Annotated in this window: 21 protein-coding genes; 6 read left to right on the forward strand and 15 right to left on the reverse strand. The window is 51.0% G+C overall.

Annotated elements, in window-relative coordinates:
* Positions 1–188 precede the first annotated feature (188 nt).
* Entirely contained in the window at positions 189–1,559 is a 1,371-nt protein-coding gene (locus ACFWYE_RS15750) for a UDP-glucose dehydrogenase family protein (RefSeq protein WP_379112570.1), read from the forward strand.
* Positions 1,560–2,090: 531 nt separating this feature from the next.
* The gene (locus ACFWYE_RS15755) at positions 2,091–3,644 is read left to right on the forward strand and encodes a polysaccharide biosynthesis protein (protein ID WP_379112572.1); all 1,554 of its coding nucleotides are present in this window, start codon (positions 2,091–2,093) and stop codon (positions 3,642–3,644) included.
* Positions 3,645–3,662: 18 nt separating this feature from the next.
* On the opposite strand, the gene ACFWYE_RS15760 is transcribed toward ACFWYE_RS15755, so the two are convergent.
* The 15 genes from ACFWYE_RS15760 to ACFWYE_RS15830 form a co-directional block, all read right to left on the reverse strand.
* Positions 3,663–4,217, reverse strand: coding sequence for a sugar transferase (locus ACFWYE_RS15760; RefSeq protein WP_379061381.1), 555 nt, complete (start codon positions 4,215–4,217; stop codon positions 3,663–3,665).
* A 145-nt stretch (positions 4,218–4,362) separates the two neighbouring features.
* Positions 4,363–5,496 (reverse strand): DegT/DnrJ/EryC1/StrS family aminotransferase, encoded by a 1,134-nt coding sequence (locus ACFWYE_RS15765; protein ID WP_379061383.1) that lies wholly within the window; start codon positions 5,494–5,496, stop codon positions 4,363–4,365.
* A gap of 174 nt (positions 5,497–5,670) precedes the next feature.
* Positions 5,671–6,774 (reverse strand): DegT/DnrJ/EryC1/StrS family aminotransferase, encoded by a 1,104-nt coding sequence (locus tag ACFWYE_RS15770; RefSeq protein WP_379061385.1) that lies wholly within the window; start codon positions 6,772–6,774, stop codon positions 5,671–5,673.
* Positions 6,767–7,237 (reverse strand): acyltransferase, encoded by a 471-nt coding sequence (locus ACFWYE_RS15775; RefSeq protein WP_379061387.1) that lies wholly within the window; start codon positions 7,235–7,237, stop codon positions 6,767–6,769. The genes ACFWYE_RS15770 and ACFWYE_RS15775 overlap by 8 nt, the downstream gene beginning before the upstream one ends.
* Positions 7,230–7,634 (reverse strand): sugar 3,4-ketoisomerase, encoded by a 405-nt coding sequence (locus ACFWYE_RS15780; RefSeq protein ID WP_379061389.1) that lies wholly within the window; start codon positions 7,632–7,634, stop codon positions 7,230–7,232. Before ACFWYE_RS15780 ends, ACFWYE_RS15775 begins: the two co-directional genes overlap by 8 nt.
* Position 7,635: 1 nt before the next feature.
* Positions 7,636–8,505 carry a glucose-1-phosphate thymidylyltransferase RfbA gene (rfbA, locus tag ACFWYE_RS15785; RefSeq protein ID WP_379061391.1) on the reverse strand — a complete coding sequence of 290 codons (870 nt, stop codon included), beginning with the start codon at positions 8,503–8,505 and terminating at the stop codon, positions 7,636–7,638.
* An 8-nt stretch (positions 8,506–8,513) separates the two neighbouring features.
* Positions 8,514–9,578: a dTDP-glucose 4,6-dehydratase gene (gene rfbB, locus ACFWYE_RS15790; protein WP_379061394.1), complete on the reverse strand. Its 1,065-nt coding sequence runs from the start codon at positions 9,576–9,578 to the stop codon at positions 8,514–8,516.
* On the reverse strand, positions 9,575–10,387 hold the full coding sequence (locus tag ACFWYE_RS15795; protein ID WP_379061396.1) for a glycosyltransferase family 2 protein: 813 nt from the start codon (positions 10,385–10,387) through the stop codon (positions 9,575–9,577). The genes rfbB and ACFWYE_RS15795 overlap by 4 nt, the downstream gene beginning before the upstream one ends.
* Before the next feature lie 3 nt (positions 10,388–10,390).
* Positions 10,391–11,500 carry a glycosyltransferase family 4 protein gene (locus ACFWYE_RS15800; RefSeq protein WP_379061398.1) on the reverse strand — a complete coding sequence of 370 codons (1,110 nt, stop codon included), beginning with the start codon at positions 11,498–11,500 and terminating at the stop codon, positions 10,391–10,393.
* A gap of 17 nt (positions 11,501–11,517) precedes the next feature.
* Positions 11,518–12,594: a non-hydrolyzing UDP-N-acetylglucosamine 2-epimerase gene (gene wecB, locus ACFWYE_RS15805; protein ID WP_379061400.1), complete on the reverse strand. Its 1,077-nt coding sequence runs from the start codon at positions 12,592–12,594 to the stop codon at positions 11,518–11,520.
* A gap of 119 nt (positions 12,595–12,713) precedes the next feature.
* Positions 12,714–14,042, reverse strand: coding sequence for a hypothetical protein (locus ACFWYE_RS15810; protein ID WP_379112574.1), 1,329 nt, complete (start codon positions 14,040–14,042; stop codon positions 12,714–12,716).
* A 55-nt stretch (positions 14,043–14,097) separates the two neighbouring features.
* Complete coding sequence (locus ACFWYE_RS15815) at positions 14,098–15,288, reverse strand: N-acetyl sugar amidotransferase (RefSeq protein WP_379112575.1); 1,191 nt, start codon at positions 15,286–15,288, stop codon at positions 14,098–14,100.
* The gene (locus tag ACFWYE_RS15820) at positions 15,281–16,042 is read right to left on the reverse strand and encodes an AglZ/HisF2 family acetamidino modification protein (RefSeq protein WP_379112577.1); all 762 of its coding nucleotides are present in this window, start codon (positions 16,040–16,042) and stop codon (positions 15,281–15,283) included. The genes ACFWYE_RS15815 and ACFWYE_RS15820 overlap by 8 nt, the downstream gene beginning before the upstream one ends.
* Complete coding sequence (gene hisH, locus ACFWYE_RS15825) at positions 16,036–16,662, reverse strand: imidazole glycerol phosphate synthase subunit HisH (RefSeq protein ID WP_379112579.1); 627 nt, start codon at positions 16,660–16,662, stop codon at positions 16,036–16,038. Before hisH ends, ACFWYE_RS15820 begins: the two co-directional genes overlap by 7 nt.
* Positions 16,659–18,098, reverse strand: a complete 1,440-nt coding sequence (locus ACFWYE_RS15830) for a lipopolysaccharide biosynthesis protein (protein ID WP_379112581.1) — start codon at positions 18,096–18,098, stop codon at positions 16,659–16,661. The genes hisH and ACFWYE_RS15830 overlap by 4 nt, the downstream gene beginning before the upstream one ends.
* Positions 18,099–18,392: 294 nt before the next feature.
* Here ACFWYE_RS15830 and ACFWYE_RS15835 point away from each other — a divergent pair, with 294 nt between their 5' ends.
* The 4 genes from ACFWYE_RS15835 to ACFWYE_RS15850 all read left to right on the forward strand — a co-directional run bounded on the left by ACFWYE_RS15835 (position 18,393) and on the right by ACFWYE_RS15850 (position 22,552).
* Positions 18,393–19,694 carry a nucleotide sugar dehydrogenase gene (locus ACFWYE_RS15835; RefSeq protein WP_379061413.1) on the forward strand — a complete coding sequence of 434 codons (1,302 nt, stop codon included), beginning with the start codon at positions 18,393–18,395 and terminating at the stop codon, positions 19,692–19,694.
* A gap of 36 nt (positions 19,695–19,730) precedes the next feature.
* Entirely contained in the window at positions 19,731–20,849 is a 1,119-nt protein-coding gene (locus ACFWYE_RS15840; RefSeq protein ID WP_379112583.1) for a Wzz/FepE/Etk N-terminal domain-containing protein, read from the forward strand.
* Positions 20,850–20,954: 105 nt separating this feature from the next.
* Positions 20,955–21,980 carry a Gfo/Idh/MocA family protein gene (locus ACFWYE_RS15845; protein WP_379112585.1) on the forward strand — a complete coding sequence of 342 codons (1,026 nt, stop codon included), beginning with the start codon at positions 20,955–20,957 and terminating at the stop codon, positions 21,978–21,980.
* Entirely contained in the window at positions 21,980–22,552 is a 573-nt protein-coding gene (locus tag ACFWYE_RS15850; RefSeq protein WP_379061419.1) for a DapH/DapD/GlmU-related protein, read from the forward strand. Before ACFWYE_RS15845 ends, ACFWYE_RS15850 begins: the two co-directional genes overlap by 1 nt.
* The last annotated feature ends 4 nt before the right edge of the window (positions 22,553–22,556 follow it).

The raw sequence follows: 22,556 nt of genomic DNA on the forward strand, positions 1-22,556 counted from the left end.
CAGGCAAACTACCCCCTTCAGCGGCCATTGCGCGAAACAAAAATCTCCAAAGATCGAAAATCGGAAAAATCCGCGCGAGTCGCGCGTCGAGCCAATTCCGGGTTTGCTTGACCGCTCCAATCCCCCTCATTAACAAGACAAGGGCATACCGTCCCTACAAGTTATCCAAGAAGAATCCGGAAAGCAGCATGAAAGTCACCATCTTCGGAACTGGATATGTTGGGCTGGTCACCGGTGCCTGTCTTGCCGAAGTCGGTCATTCGGTACTTTGCATGGATGTGGATCAAGGCAAGATCGAGGGCCTTGCCCATGGCAAACTGCCTATCTGGGAGCCAGGGTTAGAGGACATCGTTCGCCGCAATTTGGAGAACGGCAACCTGAGCTTTACAACCGACACTGCCGCGGCGGCACGGCATGGCGAAATCCAATTTATAGCAGTCGGCACTCCTCCTGCAAGCGACGGTGCCGCGAACCTGAGTCACATCTTCGCGGTCGCTGAAGGAATTGCCGCCCACATGGACGGCTACCGCGTGATCGTAACGAAATCCACGGTTCCAGCTGGAACCGCGCGGAGAGTTGCAGGAAGAGTACAGAGTGTTCTTGACGCACGTCACCGTGAGACGACCATCGGCCCGCTACAATTCGACATCGTTTCCAATCCGGAATTCCTGAAAGAAGGCGCGGCGATTGCCGATTTTTTGAAGCCAGATCGCATCATCGTTGGCACAAATTCTAAGCGCGCGGGCGCGCTTATGCGCACCCTCTACGAGCCCTTTAACCGAAACCACAACCGCATGATCTTTATGGACGTCGTCTCGGCAGAGCTTACAAAGTATGCAGCCAACATTATGCTCGCGACCAAAATCAGCGTCATGAACGAACTGGCGAATATTGCCGAGCTGGTTGGAGCCGACATAGAGCAGGTTCGAACCGGGATAGGTTCAGATCCACGCATCGGGTATCACTTTATCTACGCAGGCGCCGGTTATGGCGGCTCCTGCTTTCCAAAAGATGTCAGAGCGCTAGAGCATAGAGCCCGTGAGCTAGGCTATGACGCCGAACTTCTTAGAGCCATTGAAAACGTCAACAACCGTCAGAAGAGCCGGATTTTCCAGAAGCTTGCCCAGTACTTTGGCGGCCTTGACAAGTTGAGGGGAAAAACACTTGCAGTTTGGGGACTCGCATTCAAGCCCAATACCGACGACATGCGCGAAGCGCCAAGCCGAACGCTGATGGAAGCACTGTGGGAAGCCGGAGCCAACGTCCAAGCGTTCGACCCGGTTGCAATGGAGGAAGCCCAACGGCTCTACGGTATCAGGCCTGATCTGGTATTGTGCGACGAGAAATACGACACGCTAATCGATGCAGATGCGCTGATCATTTGCACGGAGTGGCCGCAGTTCAGGGCGCCCGATTTTGAAAAAATCGGGCGGCTTCTAAAAAACAAAGTCATTTTTGATGGAAGAAATCTCTACTCGCCCGCGATATTGGGTGCCAGTGGATGGAAATATTATGGTATTGGTCGAGCTGCCAATATCGACAGCCCGGATAGCGGTTAAGTTTCCAAGAGAGGTACAGCATCGACGCGAAATACCATTGTCGAAAATGCATACCCCTCTCTTTCGAAGCCCCAGAAACAAAGAACAAATAAGATTTATATGAAAAAGAAACCTAACCCTCGCGTGAGTATTGAGAAGCTCACTTCACCAGAGCTTCTACGGAGGTACACTGGTTTTTGCCTGGACATGCTGACAGCACTGTCTGCATTTACGCTTTCTTATGTAACTATTTTCGGGTACGATCTGAGGATCACGAGATCGATACCCGGTATAGAAGAAAAAGCCTTTGGATTCGTCGCCATATTTTTCCTGTTTTACTTATTCTTCTCGGTGCACAGAGGGTCGTGGCGATACGTTTCCATCCCAGATCTTACAAATATAATTCGGGTAAGTTTGTTTACTGTCATAACTTACACTGTGATCTCTTTCCTTGTGACTCGCGGATCGAATCTTCCCCGATCGGCCCCCGTCCTCACGTTACTTTACCTAATAGCAGGCTTGTCCTCCTCCAGGTTAATTTACAGACTGCTAATGGAGCGAGCTTTTTTTGCCCCTTCTAGTGACAACGCTAGTCTCGCGCGAAAATCCCGTAACGTTCTTCTGTACGGCCTCACGGATAATACAGAAAGCTTCATTCGCGCAAATCGCCGCGGAACAAAAAGTGAGTTCAATGTCATCGGGATCCTGGACGACGGATTACTTAATCAGTCCAGAATGATACAAGGGGTGAAGGTACTGGGTGACTTTTCCGCTCTTTCGTCGATTGTTAGCAGATTTGATCAAAGAGGATACAAGATATCCGAGCTTATATTGACAGACGCGGGACACGCTCGAAATCAACTGGCGGAAATTGTTGAAAAAGCCTCAGGCCTGGGCATCAAAGCGTCGCGCATTCCCGACTTCACGGTTACCTCTGCCCTAACCAGTGGTTCTGTCCTGCAACCCAAGGCTATTGAGTTGGGTGACCTACTCGGTCGGCCTGAGGTTGTTGCCGACCTCAAAGTTGTATCCGATATGCTCAATAACAAGATCATTCTAGTTACCGGAGCTGCTGGCTCCATTGGATCGGAGTTATGCCGTCAGATTGCCGCATTCGGTCCAAGGCAACTGATCCTCACCGACAGTTCGGAGTTTCATCTCTATACCCTGGATATTGAAATTCGCGAATCTTATCCGAGCCTGGATGTTATTACGTGCATCATGGATGTGCGCGACAAGGCCAGGGTCTCAGCCTTATTCTCTAAATTCCAACCGGCATCCGTCTTTCATGCGGCGGCTCTCAAGCATGTCCCCCTAGTGGAAGACAATCCGCTGGAAGCCATCAAGACCAATTTACTGGGAACGCGAAATGTCGCCAACGCAGCTGTTGAACACGGCGTTGCGAACTTTGTCATGATTTCAACCGACAAAGCGGTCAATCCAACCAATGTCATGGGGGCCACGAAACGAGCGGCGGAAGCCTACTGTCAGTCACTGGATGTGGATTCGCCTAAGACACGCTTCAAAACCGTGCGTTTCGGCAACGTGCTTGGATCCAACGGGTCCGTGGTGCCTCGCTTTCAGAAACAGATCATAGACGGCGGCCCCATTACGGTTACCCACCCGAACATTGTTCGCTTTTTCATGACCATACCTGAGGCGGTTCGATTGGTTCTGAACGCCTCGGCCCACGATGAGGATGAGCAGGAAAAGCGCGGCAAGATCATGGTGCTGGACATGGGTAAGCCAGTTCGAATTGTTGACCTGGCAGAACGCATGATACAGCTCGCCGGATTTCGACCCTATGTTGATATCGAGATCATCTATACGGGACTACGACCTGGCGAAAAGCTTTACGAAGAGCTTTTCGATCCGTCGGAAGTGCAAAAGATGCAGACAGCGGATGGATACGTCGTTGCATCCCCGCGCGTTACCGACAAGACCCTGCTTCTGAAGTCGCTCGCTTCACTCGAAGACGTTATCACACATGAGAATGCCGCACGAGCGCTTGAACTTCTGACACACATCGTTCCGGAGTATAAAAAAGCTGGTGAGAATGCCGCGCATGAAAATGCCAGCAACAGGGCCGACATCCCTCGCCTTTGAGAAAAGGCCGGGAAAAAATTATATTCCGACCTTGTCGCCCTGTCCGCCGCCGGAAACTGTTTTCAGGATAATCAACAGATCGCCGAGAAAGGTAGCGGTCTCCAGGTACTCGGCGTCAATTCGGGCAAGGCGTACCGGGTCGGACATGTCGATGCCCCGGACCTGTGCCAGCCCTGTAATGCCTGGACGCGCCTCAAGAACCCCCAAAGCCTGTCGCTCCGAAACCAGCCTGTCTTGCGAAGGAAGGCAGGGGCGAGGGCCCACAAAGCTCATCTCACCTTTTAAGACGTTCCAAAGTTGGGGTAGCTCGTCAATTTTTGTACGGCGCAGAAACTGACCGGTTGGAGTTATGAGCGAAACAGTCGCCTCATGTGTGGGAACCGATGGCGACCCATAAAACATGGTTCGCATCTTGTAACAGCAAAAGTGCTTTCCCCTGCGCCCGACTCGCACCTGACGAAATATGCCTGGCCCTGGTGAAGTCCAACGCACAATGAAGATGCCAACTGCGATAAACGGCGCGAAAATTATGAGCGCTAATGTGGCCGCGACAATATCAAAGAGCCTTTTCATAGAAAGCATTTCCACGGCACAATTTGATCTGCCTTCAACTAGTGAGCAGACTGCTGCTTAACCCCGATCGCGGGCGTCGTCATCGCCACAAATAACCACACGGCGCTTCGCAACGCCCATAGCAAAAATGTTGCGGTTCCGCTTGTTAACCGCCGACAGCCTCAATGATTACATCTTGGGTTTCTCTTGTCAGGTAAGGATGCATTGGCAAGCTGACTACGCGTTTGGATAGATCATCACTGATCGACAAACCTGCCGGATCGCTAGGGAAGTCCTTATAAGCATTTTGACGATGAAGAGGGACAGGATAGTAGATGACCGTCGGTATTCCCGCGTCTTTGGCCCGCGCCTGAAACGCATCGCGCTCCCCTTGATCCCGCATCTTCAAGGTGTATTGCGCCCAGATGCTGGAAGAACCATCAGGAACATAAGGAGTGGCATATCGATTCGATAGCCCGGAATTATACCGTTCAGCGATCCGTTGACGCGCTTTGGTTTCATCCTCATAGATGGCCAGCTTCTCGATAAGAATGGCCGCCTGGAGCGTATCCAGCCTGCTATTCATACCAATCCGATCGTTGTAGTATTTATGAGTGCCCTTCCCGTGCACCCGAAAAGAGTCGATCAAGCTGGCCAGATCATCATCGTCCGTGAAGACGGCACCGCCATCTCCATAGCAGCCAAGTGGCTTTGCCGGGAAAAATGATGTCGTGGTGATGTCCCCAAGAGAACCAGTCATCCTGCCCTTATACACACCGCCGAAGCCCTGGGCACTGTCTCCAACCACGAACATGCCGTTTTCGCGTGCAATCGAAATGATCGGATCGTAGTCAGCGGGCAGCCCAAACAGATCAACCGGGATGACACAGGCCGGCCTGAACCCTGCGGATTTGGCAAAAATTATCGCACGTTTGAGGCTTTCGGGATCCATGTTGAATGTATTCTCGTCGACGTCGACAAAAATCGGCGTCGCATTCAGAAACGGAACAACTTCCGCGGTAGCCGCGAATGTAAAAGCGGGAACAAACACCGCATCACCAGCCTTGATACCCAAAGCCATCAAGGCCAACTGCAAAGCATCTGTACCATTCGCACATGATAGACAATGCTTGGCGCCGCAATATTCAGCGATTGCTCGTTCAAAATTGGCAACATGAGGACCCATTATGTACTGGCCCTCATCCAAAACATTTGAAATGGCTAAGTCCAGATTGCTGCGAATCCGGCTCTGCTGAGCAGCAAGATCAATAAAAGGAATAGCCATGTCTTTGACACTCATAGATTTTCTTTTTGCGAACGCGGCCGAGGAATGACGATGGCCGTTGGGCAGCTTCTATACAAAGCGCCAGATACCGGCAACCATATTCCGACCGAGGAGATCGAAGGCCGCCTCGTGCTTCGAACGAATAGCAGCAAAGCAAATGTCCATTTGCAATGCCCCTGAGCCACTCAGTTACGAAAGGAACGAATTAACGCCGGCAATAACCGCCTCTATCTCCGCCTTTGCCATGGCAGATGAGATCGGCAGACTTAAGGCCTCATCGTGAATCGACTCCGTCAATGGCAGGCTCAAAGAAGACAGTTCAGGGTAAGCCTTCTGTCGATGTGGCGGAATTGGGTAATGGATAAGTGTGTGAACACCCAATGCTTGTAGATGCGCTTGCAGTTCTGGACGTCTGCGGCAACGCAAGACAAACAGGTGCCAGACATGGCCAGCCTCATCATTGCAGAAGGGAACCGTAACCGCTTTGTTGTGGATACCACTTCGATACGCGCCCGCAACACGACGCCGAGCTGAAATCTCACCATCGAGGTGCTTCAATTTAACATCAAGCATCGCCGCCTGAATGTCGTCCAGCCTGCTGTTCACACCCTGGAAGTCGCAACGATATTTTTCTATCGATCCATAGTTTCCAAGCGAGCGAACAGTCCTGGCGAGATTTTCATCATCTGTTGTCATCGCTCCAGCATCACCGAGCGCTCCCAGATTCTTCCCAGGGTAGAAGCTGAAACCTGCGGCATGCCCCCAACTCCCGGCACGCCGACCTGCGATTTCGGCTCCATGGGCTTGAGCCGCATCTTCCAGGACGAGCAGATCGTGCTTACTTGCAAGCTCCATGATCCCCGGCATATCGGTTATCTGCCCATAAAGATGAACCGGCAGAATGACCTTTGTCCTGGCAGTCAACGCACTAGCTACCCCGGCGACGCTAAGATTGAATGTCCTCTCATCCGGCTCGACAAGAACGGGAACGAGCTCGTTTTCCGTAATTGCCAAGATGCTAGCAATGTAAGTGTTGGCGGGAACTATGACTTCGTCTCCCGGCCGCAAACGACCGAGCACTTTCCAGGCGCGCAAGGTGAGCACGAGGGCATCGAGCCCATTGGCCATGCCCACGCAGTGCTTCGTGCCGCAGTAGGCTGCGAAATTTTGCTCGAAAATGGATAATTCCTTGCCACCGATATACCAACCGGAATCGATGACGCGCGCGCAGGCGTCAAGCAACTCATCTCTATAGGACCGATTGACGGCCTGGAGATCTAGAAACTTAATCATGCGGGAGCTTTCTGATAATTTGCGCAGGATTGCCGACGACGACGCAATATGGCTCCACATCCTTTGTGACGACCGCACCGGCGCCAATCATCGCATGTTCACCAATGATGATCCCTGGCAGTATCGTCGCATTTGCACCGATACTTGCGCCCCTTCTAACCGTTACACCTAGGAATTTCTCCGGATATGCCTTTGAGCGAGGCATTCTGTCATTCGTGAAAGTCGCGTTTGGTCCGATGAAAACATCGTCTTCAATACGGGTGCCGTCCCAAAGGAAGACTCCGGACTTAAGAGTCACATTGTTGCCGACAACTACGTCACCTTCCACAAAAGTATGAGCACAGAGATTACATCCCGAGCCAATTCGAGCCCCCTTCAACACCACGACATACTGCCAGATGCGTGTATCCTCTCCAATTGCAACGCCTTCTGCTACATCGGCGAAAGGATGGATCTTAGGCATGTTTCACGGCTTTCAAGAATTCATCGTAGTCGCGGATGTAATCCGCCTCATCATATAGCTCGCTGGCTAGGACCAGCAGCACACAATCGCCCGAGAAATCATGCATTTCCCGCCATGTCATATTGCCGATAAAAATTCCGCTGTCCGGCGAATCCAGCAAAGCTTCGCTGCGCTCAACGCCATCATCCAGAACCATCCTACAGCGGCCTGCTACACAGATGGCCACTTGCTGCAAGAGCTTGTGGGCATGAAAGCCTCGCGGATGGTCTGACGACATACCCGTCATGTAATAAACCCGCTTGATCGCAAAAGGGATGTTACGATTACCCTCCAGCGCAACCAGAGTGCCTCTGTCATCACCCAATGAGCGAAAATTCAAGCGAATGATCTCGGGCATTTCAGTTGCCCGCCGCTAGAGAAAGTAAATATTGCCCATATCCGTTTTTTGCGAGCGCATCGCCTTTACTTTTAAGCGCAGCAGCATCAAGCCAACGGTTGTAGAATGCAATTTCCTCCAGGCAGGCGATTTTGAAACCCTGCCTGTGTTCTATAGTTTGCACGAACATGCTCGCCTCCAAGAGGCTTTCGTGAGTGCCTGTATCGAGCCAAGCAAACCCGCGACCAAGAATCTCAACGCTCAAATTACCGCGATCAAGGTAGGCTTGATTAACGCTGGTGATCTCCAATTCACCCCGATGGGAAGGCTTAACATCCTTAGCGACGGCAACGACGTCATTGTCATAGAAATAAAGACCGGTAACCGCGTAATTTGACTTCGGATACTGAGGCTTCTCCTCGATTGAAATCGCACGCAACTCTTCATCGAAGGCGACAACGCCGAAGCGCTCCGGGTCCTTCACCTTGTAGCCGAATACAGTCGCGCCTTTTTCGCGTGAGACAGCGCGCTTGAGCATGGGGGTGAAGCCTTGCCCATAAAAAATGTTGTCCCCCAGAACAAGGCAGACCCCGTCCTTGCCAATGAACTCTTCGCCAATAATGAACGCTTGCGCCAAGCCATCGGGACGTGGCTGAACGGCATAAGAAATCGAGATGCCAAACTGCGAACCGCTACCGAGAAGACGCTCGAAACTGGACCGATCCTCGGGTGTCGTGATGATCAACACATCGCGAATTCCAGCCAGCATCAACACCGACAGCGGATAGTAGATCATCGGCTTGTCGTACACTGGCAACAGTTGCTTCGACACACCAATGGTAATGGGGTAGAGCCTTGTTCCCGAGCCTCCCGCTAGAATAATGCCTTTCATCAAAATTCCTAGATATCTGCGCCCAGGCGCTCGCGCTGATAGCTGCCGTCCTGAACGTGCCTGCACCACTCTCGGTTGCTCAAATACCATTCAACGGTTTTACGCAACCCTGTCTCAAACGTCTCAAGCGGCTTCCAACCCAGTTCGCGCTCGATCTTGGTGGCATCGATAGCGTATCGCTTATCATGGCCGGGACGATCCTCCACATGAGCGATCAGATCCTCATAACGGGTAAAGTCTCCTTGTTTTTCAGGAGCAAGTTCTTCGAGGATTGCGCAAATCGAACGAACAACATCGATGTTGCGTTTCTCGTTGTGCCCCCCGATATTGTAAGTCTCACCGGATTTCCCTTTGGTAGCGACTTGATAGAGCGCTCGCGCGTGATCCTCCACATAGAGCCAGTCGCGGATCTGATCGCCAGCTCCATACACCGGCAGCTTTTTCCCCTCCAAAGCATTGAGGATCATGAGCGGAATCATCTTCTCTGGAAAATGATATGGCCCGTAGTTGTTGGAGCAATTGGTGATGATCGTCGGAAGGCCATATGTACGCCGCCAAGCACGGACCAGATGGTCTGACGCAGCCTTGCTTGCTGAATAAGGAGAACTTGGCGCGTAGGGCGTGGTCTCTAGAAAAAGCGCTTTGGGGTGATCGAGATCACCATAGACCTCGTCGGTCGAGACATGATGGAATCGAAAAGTATCCCTTCGTTCGACACTCAGTCCTTTCCAGTACTTTCGTGTCGCCTCCAGAAGGGAATAAGTGCCAACGATATTAGTTTCGATAAAGGCAGCGGGCCCGTCAATCGAACGGTCTACATGTGATTCGGCTGCCAAATGAATCACTACATCAGGTTGATAGCTATTTAGTATCCGATCCAGAGCGGAGCTATCGCACACGTCCACTTGTTCGAATGTGTACCGATTACTACCTCCGATCTCCGCAAGGGAAGTCAGATTTCCGGCATATGTTAGCTTGTCAACATTAAGGACGCTGTCGTTGGTATCCCGGATAATATGACGGATGACAGCAGAACCGATGAATCCTGCACCTCCGGTAACAAGTACTTTCATGAACGCGTTGCCTCAATTCTATACAGGACTGGACGCAATATACGATCGAGGCCAAAATGAAGACAAGTTGAAACAAGCCGCAAAAACGGAGATGTTATAGAAATATTCTTTTTTAGAACCTTCATTTTTTCACCGAAGAGCGTACCGGTTCGCCGCATCTTAATCAGCGAGCTCTCGCTGTGGACACGGTAGAGTAGAAGATTTTCACGGACACAGCAGAAACGGGTATGTGCCGATGCGCGAAGCAGAAAATCCCAATCTTCAAGCTTGAGCCCTGTCTCATCGAACCCGCCGATTTTATCAAAAAGACGACGAGTGAAGAGCATCGTTCCCGCCGGCACGAAATTGTAGACCGTAAGCCACGGCTTGACGGCACCGGAAAAGAGAAATGACGATGAGCGACCTTCCCGCCGCCCTTCGCCAAAGGTCTCGGCATTGCTGTAGCAAAGTTCGCAATCGGGAGCCTGCTGGAGAGCCACCAATTGGGTACGGAGCTTGTCGGCTCGCCACATATCGTCGGATGCTAGAACGGCGATATGTGAACCGACCGCGTGTTCGCGAATAGCACGGTTGAGGGTTCTGCAAAGCCCTTCATTGTGCTTGGTAACAAGGCGGAACGCGGACGTGTCCGCACCATGGAGACGCTTCAATAACTCCACGCTCCCGTCAGTCGATCCGTCGTCTATGACGATAAGGTCGAGTTCGAACCCGCCCTTTTTCTGCCTAATGACGCTCCCGATCGCATCAATCACATAAGTTGCGTGGTTATAACTCGGTATGACAACGCTGACGGTAGTGGAAGGAGCCATTGCTCAGTGCCCCAGGATCGACTTGTAAAGTTCGACCAGTTTCCGTCCTTCGCTATCCCAATTATAGCGCGCCAGAACTGCTTCACGGCCGCGCTTGCCCATGGCTTGGCCGGCCTCTTGATCACGACACAGTCGGTCTATGGCCTGAGCGACATCTTGAGGCTTCGTCGGATCGACACATAAGCCACATTCGTTGCCTTCTATGATGCTACGCCAAAGCGGAAAATCCGATCCCACCACAGGTATACCAGCGGACATGTATTCAAACATCTTGTTCGGCTGCGAATCGATATGATTCGGCGCAGGGAGGAACGTCACAACTCCGGCCGCAGAGTTCTCCATAACCCTGCGAACTTCAGAACGCCCAACAAATCCATGATCATCGACCTTGGACCACCCGGCGCTCTCTCGACAGCGCCGACCGGTTTCCTTCTCGGTAAAATTACCGACAAGGGCGAGTCTCACCTCTTCAGACGTTAATGCCATTGCATCAACCAACTGCGGAACGCCACGAATACTCGTCATCGCCCCGACGTAGCAAACATGCTTGCGCCTTTCATCCCAGGAAAGATATTCGCTCAACTCTTCAAGCAGAGGATAGTTATTGATATCGACCGCCCGACAACCCGATCTCTCAAATTTTGACCGAATAGTCGGCGTTGCCGTCACAACAAAATCCATCTTCTTACAAGCATAATTTTCAAAGATAGAAAAAGATCCAGCAATAACTTTACGCAATCCTCTTTTCAGATAGGGCTTTGTCATAATGTCGGCAGGGAAATCTTCGTGAGCATCGAAAATTACCCTCCGCCCCTGCGCTTTCAACTTTAACCCAACTGGGAGCAGCTCAGGGTCATGTAAGTGATACAAATCTGCGTCCAACAGGCATGCCCGCTTATAGACAAGCTGCGTTGTAGCCATCATTCGACGCAACCGCCCACTTCCCGAGACGCCAACGTCGATGACCTGCACGCGGTCAACTTCCTGATCGCCTTTGCCATCAGCCACAACCAAAGTCGTATGATAGCCCGCACTCGCCAAAGTTCGGCACTGCTTTCGAAAAATCCGCACGTCGTCGCGCGGATGAACGGATGTTAAATGAGCAACTCTCACAATTCGGCACCCCGGAACTAAACTGTCCGCGCGACCAATTCGTCGGCAATGCGGATCGCTGCATGCCCCCCTCCATAGAGGGAGGCATCATCTACAACACGCGTGCCAAATTTACTGACCGAAGCAGCAACAATCGCCGCTTCGTTCGCGCCGGCAAGTACGTTAGCATCAATCTTTACCAATTCGGTCCACTCTGTCTGATCGCGCATCGTCACGCAGAATTTCCCGAAGAAAAATGCTTCCTTCTGAACACCGCCACTGTCGGTGATTACCAATTCGCAGCGGCTCAGCAGCCAGAGCATCTCAAGATAGCCAACCGGATCAATAACGGTGACACTCAGTTTAAGCCCATGATTTTCAATAGCTTTTCGAGTTCTCGGATGCAATGGCAGCACAACAGGACCAAGTCGCCGCTGAACTTCATTTAGAGCCTGAACAATCGCAGCCAGACGATCCCTGCTATCGGTATTTTCAGCACGATGCAAAGTTGCGATAATAAACCCGCCCTCAAACTGAAGGCCCAGAGGCCTTGCGGCTTTGCTTGCAAATGCGATCGCGGAATCCTGCATCACATCACCCGCATTAATGACGCTAACAGCCTTTCTGCCGAACCCTTCAGCTTCGAGATTTTGAACCGCAGTTTCAGTCGGGCAAAACAGAACGTCGCTGACCTGGTCGGTCAATATCCGGTTTACTTCCTCGGGCATCTCCATGTTGAAGCTGCGAAGGCCAGCTTCGACGTGCGCGACGGGAATATGAAGTTTGATTGCCGCCAACGCGCCAGCCAAGGTCGAATTGGTGTCCCCGTATACGAGAACCCTGTCAGGTTTTTCCGCTAGCAGGATACGTTCGATTTCGACAAGCATCCGGCCCGTCATCTCACCGTGTGAGCCACCGTGGATATCTAGCAGATGGTTTGGACGTGGTATGCCAAGCTGCTCGAAAAAAACGTCGGACATATTCGCATCGAAATGCTGCCCGGTATGAACAAGAATCTCCTTAAGGTGGGAATGTTTCGCCACCGCCTTTGCCACGATACCAGACTTCACAAACTGCGGTCGAGCGCCGACAACAGTGACGATCTTTGCAACCAAATCTATCTTCCTTATGGCGCAACGCGCGCGACAGTTGGCGTTCCGTGGATTATTTTACCGCCAACGTCAATCAAGTGACGCTCACAGCGCGGAGAGACCCGGCAGCCTCACCAAGACGCTCAAGTGCCTGTTCCCAGAGAACGACGAACCGCAGCGCTCCCTGATGTCGACGCAGAAGGTTTCACGAGAATCCTATGTCGCGAAATAAGGAAAGCGCCTGCAATCATCAACCCCCCTCCACCGGTCAGCAATGCAGTCGGCAATGGTGTGTCGATGAGCTGAATAACAAAAGGCAACAACAACACCAGATGCGCTCCAGGGGTTAAAACTCTACGCAGAGCCACAAAAAAAACGACAAGGATTGGAAGCCCAATCCATCCCAAATTCGTAAACATATCAACTGCGAACCCGGCCGTTGCATTATCCCCTGAAACATAAAACGCTTTACCGATCAATTTTCCTGGCAAATCATCATATCTATATGTGAAAAATGGCGATAAGAAACTATATGAATAGAGCAAGGGTTCTCTAAAATACTCCGCATATCTGAATGCGATATCAGCTGGCATAATTAGAAATCGCTGAACAAATGTTGGGATCCAAACCTCTCCCAAATCGAAAATAATCTTCGCCAAAACGACACCGACCGCCATCGTTGGCGCCATAAGCCAAGCAAATCCATACACCGAGATCAAATGAAGAAAAAGCAATATCGGAAGCATAAGTATATACACTTTGTTCCCGGACGCAGAGAAAATCATCATTATGAATATTAAGGCGATTAATTTGAACAAAATCTCTTTCGATATGATCAAAAGGTATATTGCAAAAACATAAACAGACCAAGAGAAAAGATAGGTCAGCAATCCCTTCGGAAGCCATTCGTTGAATGCGGCGCGAAGGGTGTAAGCAGAACCAAAATCAGTCAGAACAGGCGCGCCGAACCGGAGATATAGGAGAATTCCCAAGTAGATAATAATAGCAGAATAGATAATGCTAAAAATTTTTGTATAACCACCACCAAGAAGTGGCAAAGAAGGCGATTTCCATCTCACGCCGATGCTCAGTGACAAGATAGATACCCAAAACAATGTCACAAACCCAAAATAAGAGTCTGATCCTGCCGTGATCCACCATGCCACGGTTACCGGAACGTAAGACGTTAGAAACAAGAAGGCGAGACCAACATCAAATACGTCAAGCCTACGATTCAAGAATGCAGAATAGATAGCGGCGGTGACCGACAAAACCGCAATGGAAAGAAAATACTTCGAAGAAAATGGGGACCCAACGGTTGCGATGCCATATTGCCCGAATTGGCGAGATGTTTGCCAAGCAAACCAATCGCAGGCAAGGCGATACAGTAGAACCAATGTAAACTGGATCACCAGTCTATGAGATGGCCGCAATACCACAAATGAATGCGACCGGTTCACCATATTGTTCATCTCATCTTTTACTACAAACCTATCAAATAGGATTGATTTCCAGCCAACCTGATCCTTAAGAATAAATTCGCAACCTACGTCCAGTCACACGCTGGAGGATATCCTGTGCGCCCTTCGCAAAACTTTGCAAACCGTCCCAGGTCCCGAGCTCCTTTGCATCATGGAGAGGAGCATTCATCAAGCGCTCAAACTCCGCCTCTGAGATACGAATTTTCTTACAGAAGTACTGTATGTCCGCAGCCAGCTCATCAGGGGCATACAACGGATCAAGAAGTGTCGCCACCGCCTCATCCCTGGACATCTGACCGGAAAGTATCAAGCTGGACAGATGGGGCTTACGCTTGTCGTAGCCAAACCGACGCGGCAGATAGTGATTCTGAAAGAATCGAGTAAACACAGATTCGCCGTGCTTGCGCAAATAGGGCTTGTAGTCGACTTTCTCGACAAGCTCCGCGAGAGCTCTCTTCTTATCATAAGGAAGAAAATTCAGAGGAAGAACCGTCCTCATTCCATAAAAGAAGGGATATCCAAAATAATATTGAAAAAAACTAATTGTCTTGTATTGACGCAGCGGATGCTCGCCAAATTTCTTGTGAACCGACCGCAAGTTAATGGCATCCATCGCGCTATGATGCCAGGCCCGAGGGAATACAGATTCAGTTGCTAAATTTCCACCACTTATAATATATTTAATCTTATTCTTAACAGAGAAATGATACATGCTTGCAAAAAAAGCGTGGTCCTGTGGAACATCCTGGTTTGCGACACCGGCCTTGAGATAAGCCAGCTGCAAATCACGCATTTCCTCCCAATCCATGACATGGGTGTGAAGGTCGTAGCCACAATACTTTACGATATTCTCGATATTTCGAACTGCCAGCTCTGTATTCCAGCCAGCGTCGACATGAACGACCAGCGGCCTTAGGTCAAACTCCTTCAGCTTAAGTGCAAGATAGGAACTATCAACACCTCCGCTGAGGCCAATAATACAATCGTACTCTCGGCCGCGACCCTCCTCCTTGATGCGCGCCACAATTTTATCCAGCCGCGCCTTGCCTTCCTTTCCAGGAAACCAATGCGTCGACTGAACATCATCGAAATAGTGGCAGTGATTGCACACACCATCGTCGTCGAAGGCAATTTGGGGATCGGTGGTGTCCATAACGCAACGAACACACATCCGATAGCCATCAGCGCTCACGGCTCGGTACTGTCCTGAACCAGCAGGATTCAAAATATTAATCAAGTAAAGCCTCCAACTCTTGCTGTGAAGGATAGTTTATTAACACAGCACGATGCCTACCGTGAAATACAAACAAACTCCCTGCCGCCGCCGCTTCAACATGGCCTTTTTGCGTCACTTCCTGAATATGATCCAGAGAACCCGCGCCCCCGCAAGCTATCACTGGCGTGTCGACACTTTCTGCTATTTTCTTAATCAAGGCCACGTCGTAGCCACTCATGGTACCGTCGCGATCAATGTTGTTGATCAGGATTTCGCCAACTCCGAGCTTCGCGAGATTAACGGCGTGCTGAACAGGATCAGCTTTCGTATTCGTCCTGCCACCATCAATCCAGACTTCATACTTTCCGAAGAAGGAGCGCTTCACATCAATCGCCGCGACCACGCTTGAAGTGGCCAATGCGTCGCATGCGGATCGAACGAGATCTGGGTTTCTGAACGCGGCACTATTAATCGCGACCTTTTCTACTCCGATACGCTGCAGTCTGCGCATTTGACCCAGATCCGTTATTCCGCCACCATAAGCAAGCGGCATAAAGCACTCACTGGCTATATCCCGGATCAATTCAAAATTCGGCTCGCGACGCTCCGAAGTTGCGCCGATATCCAGCACAAGGATTTCGTCAACTTCCTTCTCATTGAAAATTCTAACCGCATTTATTGGATCACCGACATATTTCGGGTCCTTAAACTTCACAGTTTTGTAGAGCCCTCCCCCTCGTAAAAGAAGGCAAGGGATGACACGCGTCCTCAGCATTCGGTAAACCGCTCCAGGAAATTGCGGTAGACTGCGACGCCGAATTTATGGCTCTTTTCAGGATGAAATTGCATAGATAGTACATTCCCCTTGCCAACCACGCTGGCAAACGTTCCACCATAGGAAGTTGTCGCGAGCACGATCGAGGGATCCTCCGTGATCATATAGTAGGAATGTACAAAGTAAAACCGCATCGGCTCGGGTACATTTTGAAAAATACCAATGCCATCCGCTGTTGGAATGACAGTATTCCAACCCATATGCGGAATACGCAATTTTTGGTCTACCGGCGACTTGAAGCGAACCAGATTGAAGTCGAGCCAGCCAAATCCCGACAGCTCGCCTTCCTCACTGGCCTTGCCAACAAGTTGAGCACCCAGACACACTCCGAGCGTTGGTTTGCGTTGCTCTACGACCAACTCATTAAGCAAATCATAGAGGCCGAGATTTCGCAGATTGGATATGGCGGTGTCGAATGCTCCGACGCCAGGCAAGATTATCTTTTCTGCCTCTCGCAAAGCGCCATGATCACGCGTAATTATCGCCTTGCCACCAACTTTTGCCAGCATGTTAGCGATTGAGGCAACGTTGCCAACGTCATAGTCGACAATTCCAATCACGTCGTTTCCTCTTTACCGAGCAGCGCCCCAACATTGCGAGCGCTTTTTAGCACAAGAACTACTGAGATCGCGACTGCAACGAAGGCACAAACGACTGCCCCTGCGAGACCGGGGATGAGAAAATTGCGCACCAGCGCGAATACCGAGCAACTCAGCACGAGCGTCGCCATACCCTCAAACAAAAGGCGCTGCAAGTGCCACTTCGAGAAACCGGACACGGAAAATATGGCGGTAAGATAAACCAGGTGATAGACACAATTGACTACCGCGAAGCCAATCACGGAAATGATCGGGTTCTCTCCTGCCATAAGTGGCAAAATCACAACGATTGCGGTTAGCATATCGAAGGTCATTTGCACCTTAAATGAGACTTCTTGGCGCCCAGCCACCTCAAAGAGTCTTTCCGGCCAGCTGGTTTGGACGCTCAACCATGCAGCCGGCGCCAGGATCATCGCATAGATGCCGGCCTCCAGCCATTTGGTGCCAAACAAAACAACAAAAACGACATCTCCCCAAACGCAGACAAACACAAAGAGAGGGGCCAGACCGCACAGCGTCAACCGCAGCAGAGCTCGTGCCGTCGTCTCTATTCGCATGGCGCCCCTGTACTCAATAGCCTCCCTGTAGAAGACTTGGCTCAAGCCGGCGGTTGCAAGCAGCATTGGGACGCTGAGTACAGTCCGTGAAAGACCATAGAACCCTGCCGCGGCAGCGGCACCCGTTGTCGAAAAAACGTAGATCGGCATGTCACGTGCAGCAGTTCCGATCAGGCTATAAGGGGCATTGAAAACCACAAACTGATGAAACCGGTTCCAAAGAACGCGGACGTCGTCTGGCGTAGGTATACGGAAATAGCGGTATATATTCGAAGCGACATACCGGAGGACAAGAGAGATACCAACAAGCTGACCAGCCAATTTGGCGGCCACTAGTCCCAGTGCCCCCAAAAATGGTCCTGCGGAAAAGGCGAAAGCGACGTAACCTACTTGATTGTACACATTGGTTCGAGCGATCGGACCAAAACGTTTTTGTCGTGTCAAAAGTGACGTCGCAACTTGCATGAACACGGTTGCTGCCGTCATGGGCAATGCAAACCACATCCACATAGTCTGACCAGAATGCCCTAATTTTGCGGAAATGGGCTCTCCGAAGATGACGATACCAGCGATGAGCACCATCAAAACGATCAAGGTAAGCAAAGAGATCAAGCTAATGAGCAGGCCTCCTTCCTTCTCATCTGCGGCAAGCTGAAGCGCCAGATCCAAGCGCAACGTGCAAGCGATAACCAAGACGGCTACCACTCCCATGAAAAGCAACTGGAGGCCGAACGCCTCAGGCGTGTAAAGGCGAGTGAGAACCGGAACCGCCAAGAGAGGAATGATTTGGGCAAGAGCAAAACCACCCAACATAGTCTTGACGTTGGAAACAAAACTCATTCGAAGAACCCATTAAACACCAAGAAACCACACGGCAACGCACACAACCAACTTCCATTTTCGTATTTTGCGTTCAAACCCGTCGTCCCATGGGCCTTGGCTACAAGAGAGCCCGTCAGTTTCCCAATCACACGACCAAGGAGCCGACAGATGCCAACGCGACTTGTGCTCGAAAATCAGCAACAATGTGATCGCACCAGTTGCCTGCCTTGGCTGACAACTCGAACCCTTGTCAAGGCAAGGGTGAACCAGTAAAGCCGACCCCACCAACAGCAAAGCGATCGGACTGGCACATTGACGCTCCTTCTGGAAAAAATCAAAGCAAAGACAGCAGTGGTAGGCATCATCGGTCTCGGTTATGTGGGCATTCCGCTCGCTCTTCGTTTTTCGAATGTTGGCTTCCGAGTACTCGGCTTCGACATAGATCAGGGACGAGTTGATGCTCTGAATGCCGGAAAGAGTCCAATCGCCCACATTCCGAGCCATGAAATCGCTGAGATGGTAGCTTCAGGTTTTGAAGCCGTTACGGATTTTTCCCGGATCAGCGAAGCCGATGCCATTGTAATCTGCGTTCCAACCCCCCTGAGCAAACATCGCGAGCCGGACCTCTCGTTTATTGTCTCAACTATGGAAAGCCTCGCCCCTTATCTAAGGGCGGAGCAGCTGCTGTCACTCGAAAGCACAACATATCCAGGGACAACAGCCGAGGTCCTGCAGCCCTATATCGCGAAACGCGAGCTTCGTATTGGCGAAAACTTCTACCTCGTTTATTCTCCCGAACGGGAAGACCCTGGCAACGCTCATTTCAATACCAGAACAATCCCGAAAATCGTGGGCGGGTCTACCGTGACCTGCCGTGAAATTGGTCATGCTCTCTACGCCAACGCGATTGACAACGTCGTTCTCGTATCATCGACCCAAGTGGCCGAGCTCACTAAATTGCTCGAGAACATCCATCGTGCAGTAAATATCGGTCTCGTGAACGAGATGAAAACCATCGCCGACAAGATGAACATCGACATTTTCGAGGTTATCGACGCTGCAGCGACGAAGCCCTTCGGCTTCACCCCGTACTATCCGGGACCCGGCCTCGGCGGCCACTGCATTCCGATCGACCCGTTCTACCTGACCTGGAAGGCGCGCGAGTATGGGCTCAACACCCATTTCATAGAGCTCGCCGGATCGATCAATCGTGATATGCCACGATGGGTTCTGGAAAAAATCGTGGCAGCATTGAACAATCGACGCAAAGCACTCAGAGGAAGCCGAATTCTTGCGCTTGGGATTGCCTACAAGCGCGATGTCGATGATATGCGCGAATCTCCATCCGTTATGGTAATGGAACTGCTCCGTGAACGCGGCGCCATAGTCGACTATGCGGATTCAAAGGTGCCCGTATTCCCGAAGATGAGAGAGCATCATTTCAATCTTCAATCAGTAGAGCTGACGAAAGACAATATCGCTTCTTACGATTGCGTTGTGGTCCTTACCGATCATTCTGATTTCCCCTACGATCAAATCCTAGACCACGCGTCACTCATCGTAGACACGCGTGGCAAGTATCGCGCTCCTCATCCCAATGTTGTGAAAGCGTAAACCAGCACTCTTCACACTGGTGGAGTATTGATGCCCATGCGAAGTGATTACACCGTAGAAACCTTAGACCTCGGTATAGCTGACCTAATAAGAACGCTTTGGAACGGAAGGCTCGTAATCGCAGGCATTGGCCTAGTATCACTCCTTATTGGTATAATACTCTTTTTTGTTGTCCCGCGCTCATACCAATCGGAGATCGAGATCACCCCCTTGCGGCAAACACAATTTTCTCTTTTTACGACGTTAGCGAACGAAAAAATATTTCCTTATACTCCCGAAGCCCTCGAGCTTGAGTATGCGACATACGTTCGCGACTTCGACAATCTCGTAGCGAAAGCCAAGGAGACAGGTGTCGTTCGGCGCTCAGATTTGTCCGATCAACAGTATGACAGCGAAGCCCGCAAATTCGTTGGCGGCATCGTGTTTGAAACGCCTCCACCTTCCGCAACTCAAGAGACGCCGTTCCTTAGAATAGTCGCCCGCAGCGACAACGCAGAAGCTCTGACAAATTTTGTTACCACAGTCTTGCGGACGTCATCCCAGGAAATGGCCAAGGATTTGGCCGAGGCAGTACGCCAACGGGCGAATGGGATCAAGGAAGCGCAGCTTGCGGAAGTTGCCAAGCTCAAAATAGATATAGCAGCGAGGCGTCAGCGTGTTGACGCCATGCGGAATGACCAGATCGCCAAGCTAAGTGAGCAGGCTGACATTGCCCGCTCTCTAAAGATTGAAAAGCCGATTGAAGTTCGCGCATTGGATGCAACGGAGCAAGGTCGGGGCTCCGTCCAAATTAACTCCGCTAACGATTCTGACCCATACTTACGCGGTTACCTTGCTCTTGATGAGCAAATAGTTGCGTTAAAGAACCGCAAGGACAATGATCCTTTCATAGATGATCTTCGCGAGCAGCAACAACGTATCTATACCCTTGAAAATGATCCTCTCTCAGGACGCATCCTGACGCTACTGTCGCTTACGCCCTTAGCGGATTCATCAACAACACAACTTGTGCGTTACAGCCTTGCTTCAGCCACAGCCGAAAAGGTTTTTCCGAGAGCAAGCGTCTTCTTGCCACTCTTCCTACTGTTTGGATTTGGGTTGGGAATTGGGTATGTGCTCCTGCACGAGATTTATGCTGACAAAGCGAGCGCTTAGTGGGCCTCGGATCAGGAGCGGACAAGAAGAGGCTCCATCACGTTTCCTGCGCGCCAAGGCCATGAATAAAGTTCGCGCCTGCAAATAAATTAAAGGGAGAGCTTGGTGCCATCTATCGCACATGTTGGCTACGGCTATTGGGGACGCAATCTAGCCCGAAATTTTTCGCGGATTGGAGCGCTCGTCGCCGTTGTCGACGCCAATGTACAGGCTGCGGAGGAAGCCGCAGCGACATATGGGGTGCAGACCCTCTCATTCGATGATGCACTCGCGGCTAAGGAAATCGATGCGATTTCCATCGCCTCGCCAGCAGAGCTCCACTATTCCTTAGCTCGGAGCGCACTGGAGCGGGGCAAGCATGTTTTCGTCGAGAAACCATTAGCTCTTGACGTCGCCGAAGCGGAGCACTTGTCGGAACTGGCTGATAGTCGTGGCCTCACTCTCATGGTGGGGCATCTCCTGCACTATCACCCGATTTATGTCCGACTCGCGCAGATGGTTCGGGATGGAGAACTGGGCAACCTTCGCTACGCCTATTCAAATCGATTGTCGCTTGGCAAGTTCAGGATTGAGGAGAATGTGCTGTGGTCATTCGCTCCACATGACATCTCTATGTTGCTCGGGCTCTTCGACGAGGATCCGATCTCCGTTTCTGCACAAGGCAGCATAGCATTCACCCCGAATGTTGCAGATTTCGTAACGGCACAAATGAAATTCCGGAACGGAGCGGGCGCCCATATCCAAGTAAGTTGGCTGCACCCTTTCAAGGAACAGAAGCTGGTTGTCATTGGCCAAAAGGCAATGGCGGTTTTCGAAGACAGCGAGCCTAACTGGGATCGAAAGTTGCTTGTCTATGACCATGTCATCGACACAGCGGGACGTGTCCCGACACCGACTAAAGCCGATGCTCGTCCCATAATTGTGCCGCACGGAGAACCCCTTCTGGAGGAGTGCAAGCATTTTATTCGCTCCATCGAGAACGGCACGGAACCGCGAACCGGCGCGCGCGAGGGATTGCGCGTTTTGAGGACCCTTAGCCTTGCCGAGGATAAATTACGTGAAAATCTTGGAATCAAAGACCTAAGGCCAGCCATGCTAAATTCCCTGCGAAATGATCGGGAGAACAGTTAGTGAGCTCCAACTACTTTATTCATGAAAGCTCCTATATCGATGAAGGCGTCGAGATCGGATCAGGAACGAAAATCTGGCATTTTAGTCATATCATTGCAGGTACCAAAATCGGAGAACGCTGTTCTATCGGTCAAAATGTGATGATTGGTCCCGATGTTTTGATCGCTGACAACTGCAAAATCCAGAATAATGTTTCACTCTACAAAGGCGTTGAACTTGAAGAGGCCGTTTTTTGTGGTCCGTCTTGCGTCTTTACCAATGTCCTCAATCCAAGAGCTGATGTAGAACGCAAAACCGAGTTTCGGCCAACCAAGGTGAGACGCGGAGCGACCATCGGGGCCAATGCGACGATCGTATGCGGCAACGAGCTGGGCGAATATTGCCTGATTGCAGCGGGAGCCGTCGTTACGAAACCGGTACCACAATACGCATTGATGGCCGGTGTTCCTGCACGTAGAATTGGCTGGGTTTCGAAAACCGGCGAAATCCTAGACGGAACGCTGCGCTGCCCAAGAACTGGTGAACAGTACATATTGACAGCAGATGGTATCTTGGAGCCATCCGAGAAATAGTAGT

It is taken from the genome of Mesorhizobium sp. NPDC059025, assembly GCF_042739655.1.
Lineage (GTDB): Bacteria > Pseudomonadota > Alphaproteobacteria > Rhizobiales > Rhizobiaceae > Mesorhizobium.

Coding starts and splice junctions, on each gene's coding strand:
- ACFWYE_RS15750 (WP_379112570.1), top strand. CDS start 189: ATGAAAGTCACCATCTTCGGAACTGGATATGTTGGGCTGGTCACCGGT.
- ACFWYE_RS15755 (WP_379112572.1), top strand. CDS start 2,091: ATGGAGCGAGCTTTTTTTGCCCCTTCTAGTGACAACGCTAGTCTCGCG.
- ACFWYE_RS15760 (WP_379061381.1), bottom strand. CDS start 4,217: ATGAAAAGGCTCTTTGATATTGTCGCGGCCACATTAGCGCTCATAATT.
- ACFWYE_RS15765 (WP_379061383.1), bottom strand. CDS start 5,496: ATGAGTGTCAAAGACATGGCTATTCCTTTTATTGATCTTGCTGCTCAG.
- ACFWYE_RS15770 (WP_379061385.1), bottom strand. CDS start 6,774: ATGATTAAGTTTCTAGATCTCCAGGCCGTCAATCGGTCCTATAGAGAT.
- ACFWYE_RS15775 (WP_379061387.1), bottom strand. CDS start 7,237: ATGCCTAAGATCCATCCTTTCGCCGATGTAGCAGAAGGCGTTGCAATT.
- ACFWYE_RS15780 (WP_379061389.1), bottom strand. CDS start 7,634: ATGCCCGAGATCATTCGCTTGAATTTTCGCTCATTGGGTGATGACAGA.
- rfbA (WP_379061391.1), bottom strand. CDS start 8,505: ATGAAAGGCATTATTCTAGCGGGAGGCTCGGGAACAAGGCTCTACCCC.
- rfbB (WP_379061394.1), bottom strand. CDS start 9,578: ATGAAAGTACTTGTTACCGGAGGTGCAGGATTCATCGGTTCTGCTGTC.
- ACFWYE_RS15795 (WP_379061396.1), bottom strand. CDS start 10,387: ATGGCTCCTTCCACTACCGTCAGCGTTGTCATACCGAGTTATAACCAC.
- ACFWYE_RS15810 (WP_379112574.1), bottom strand. CDS start 14,042: ATGAACAATATGGTGAACCGGTCGCATTCATTTGTGGTATTGCGGCCA.
- ACFWYE_RS15820 (WP_379112577.1), bottom strand. CDS start 16,042: ATGCTGAGGACGCGTGTCATCCCTTGCCTTCTTTTACGAGGGGGAGGG.
- ACFWYE_RS15830 (WP_379112581.1), bottom strand. CDS start 18,098: ATGAGTTTTGTTTCCAACGTCAAGACTATGTTGGGTGGTTTTGCTCTT.
- ACFWYE_RS15840 (WP_379112583.1), top strand. CDS start 19,731: ATGCGAAGTGATTACACCGTAGAAACCTTAGACCTCGGTATAGCTGAC.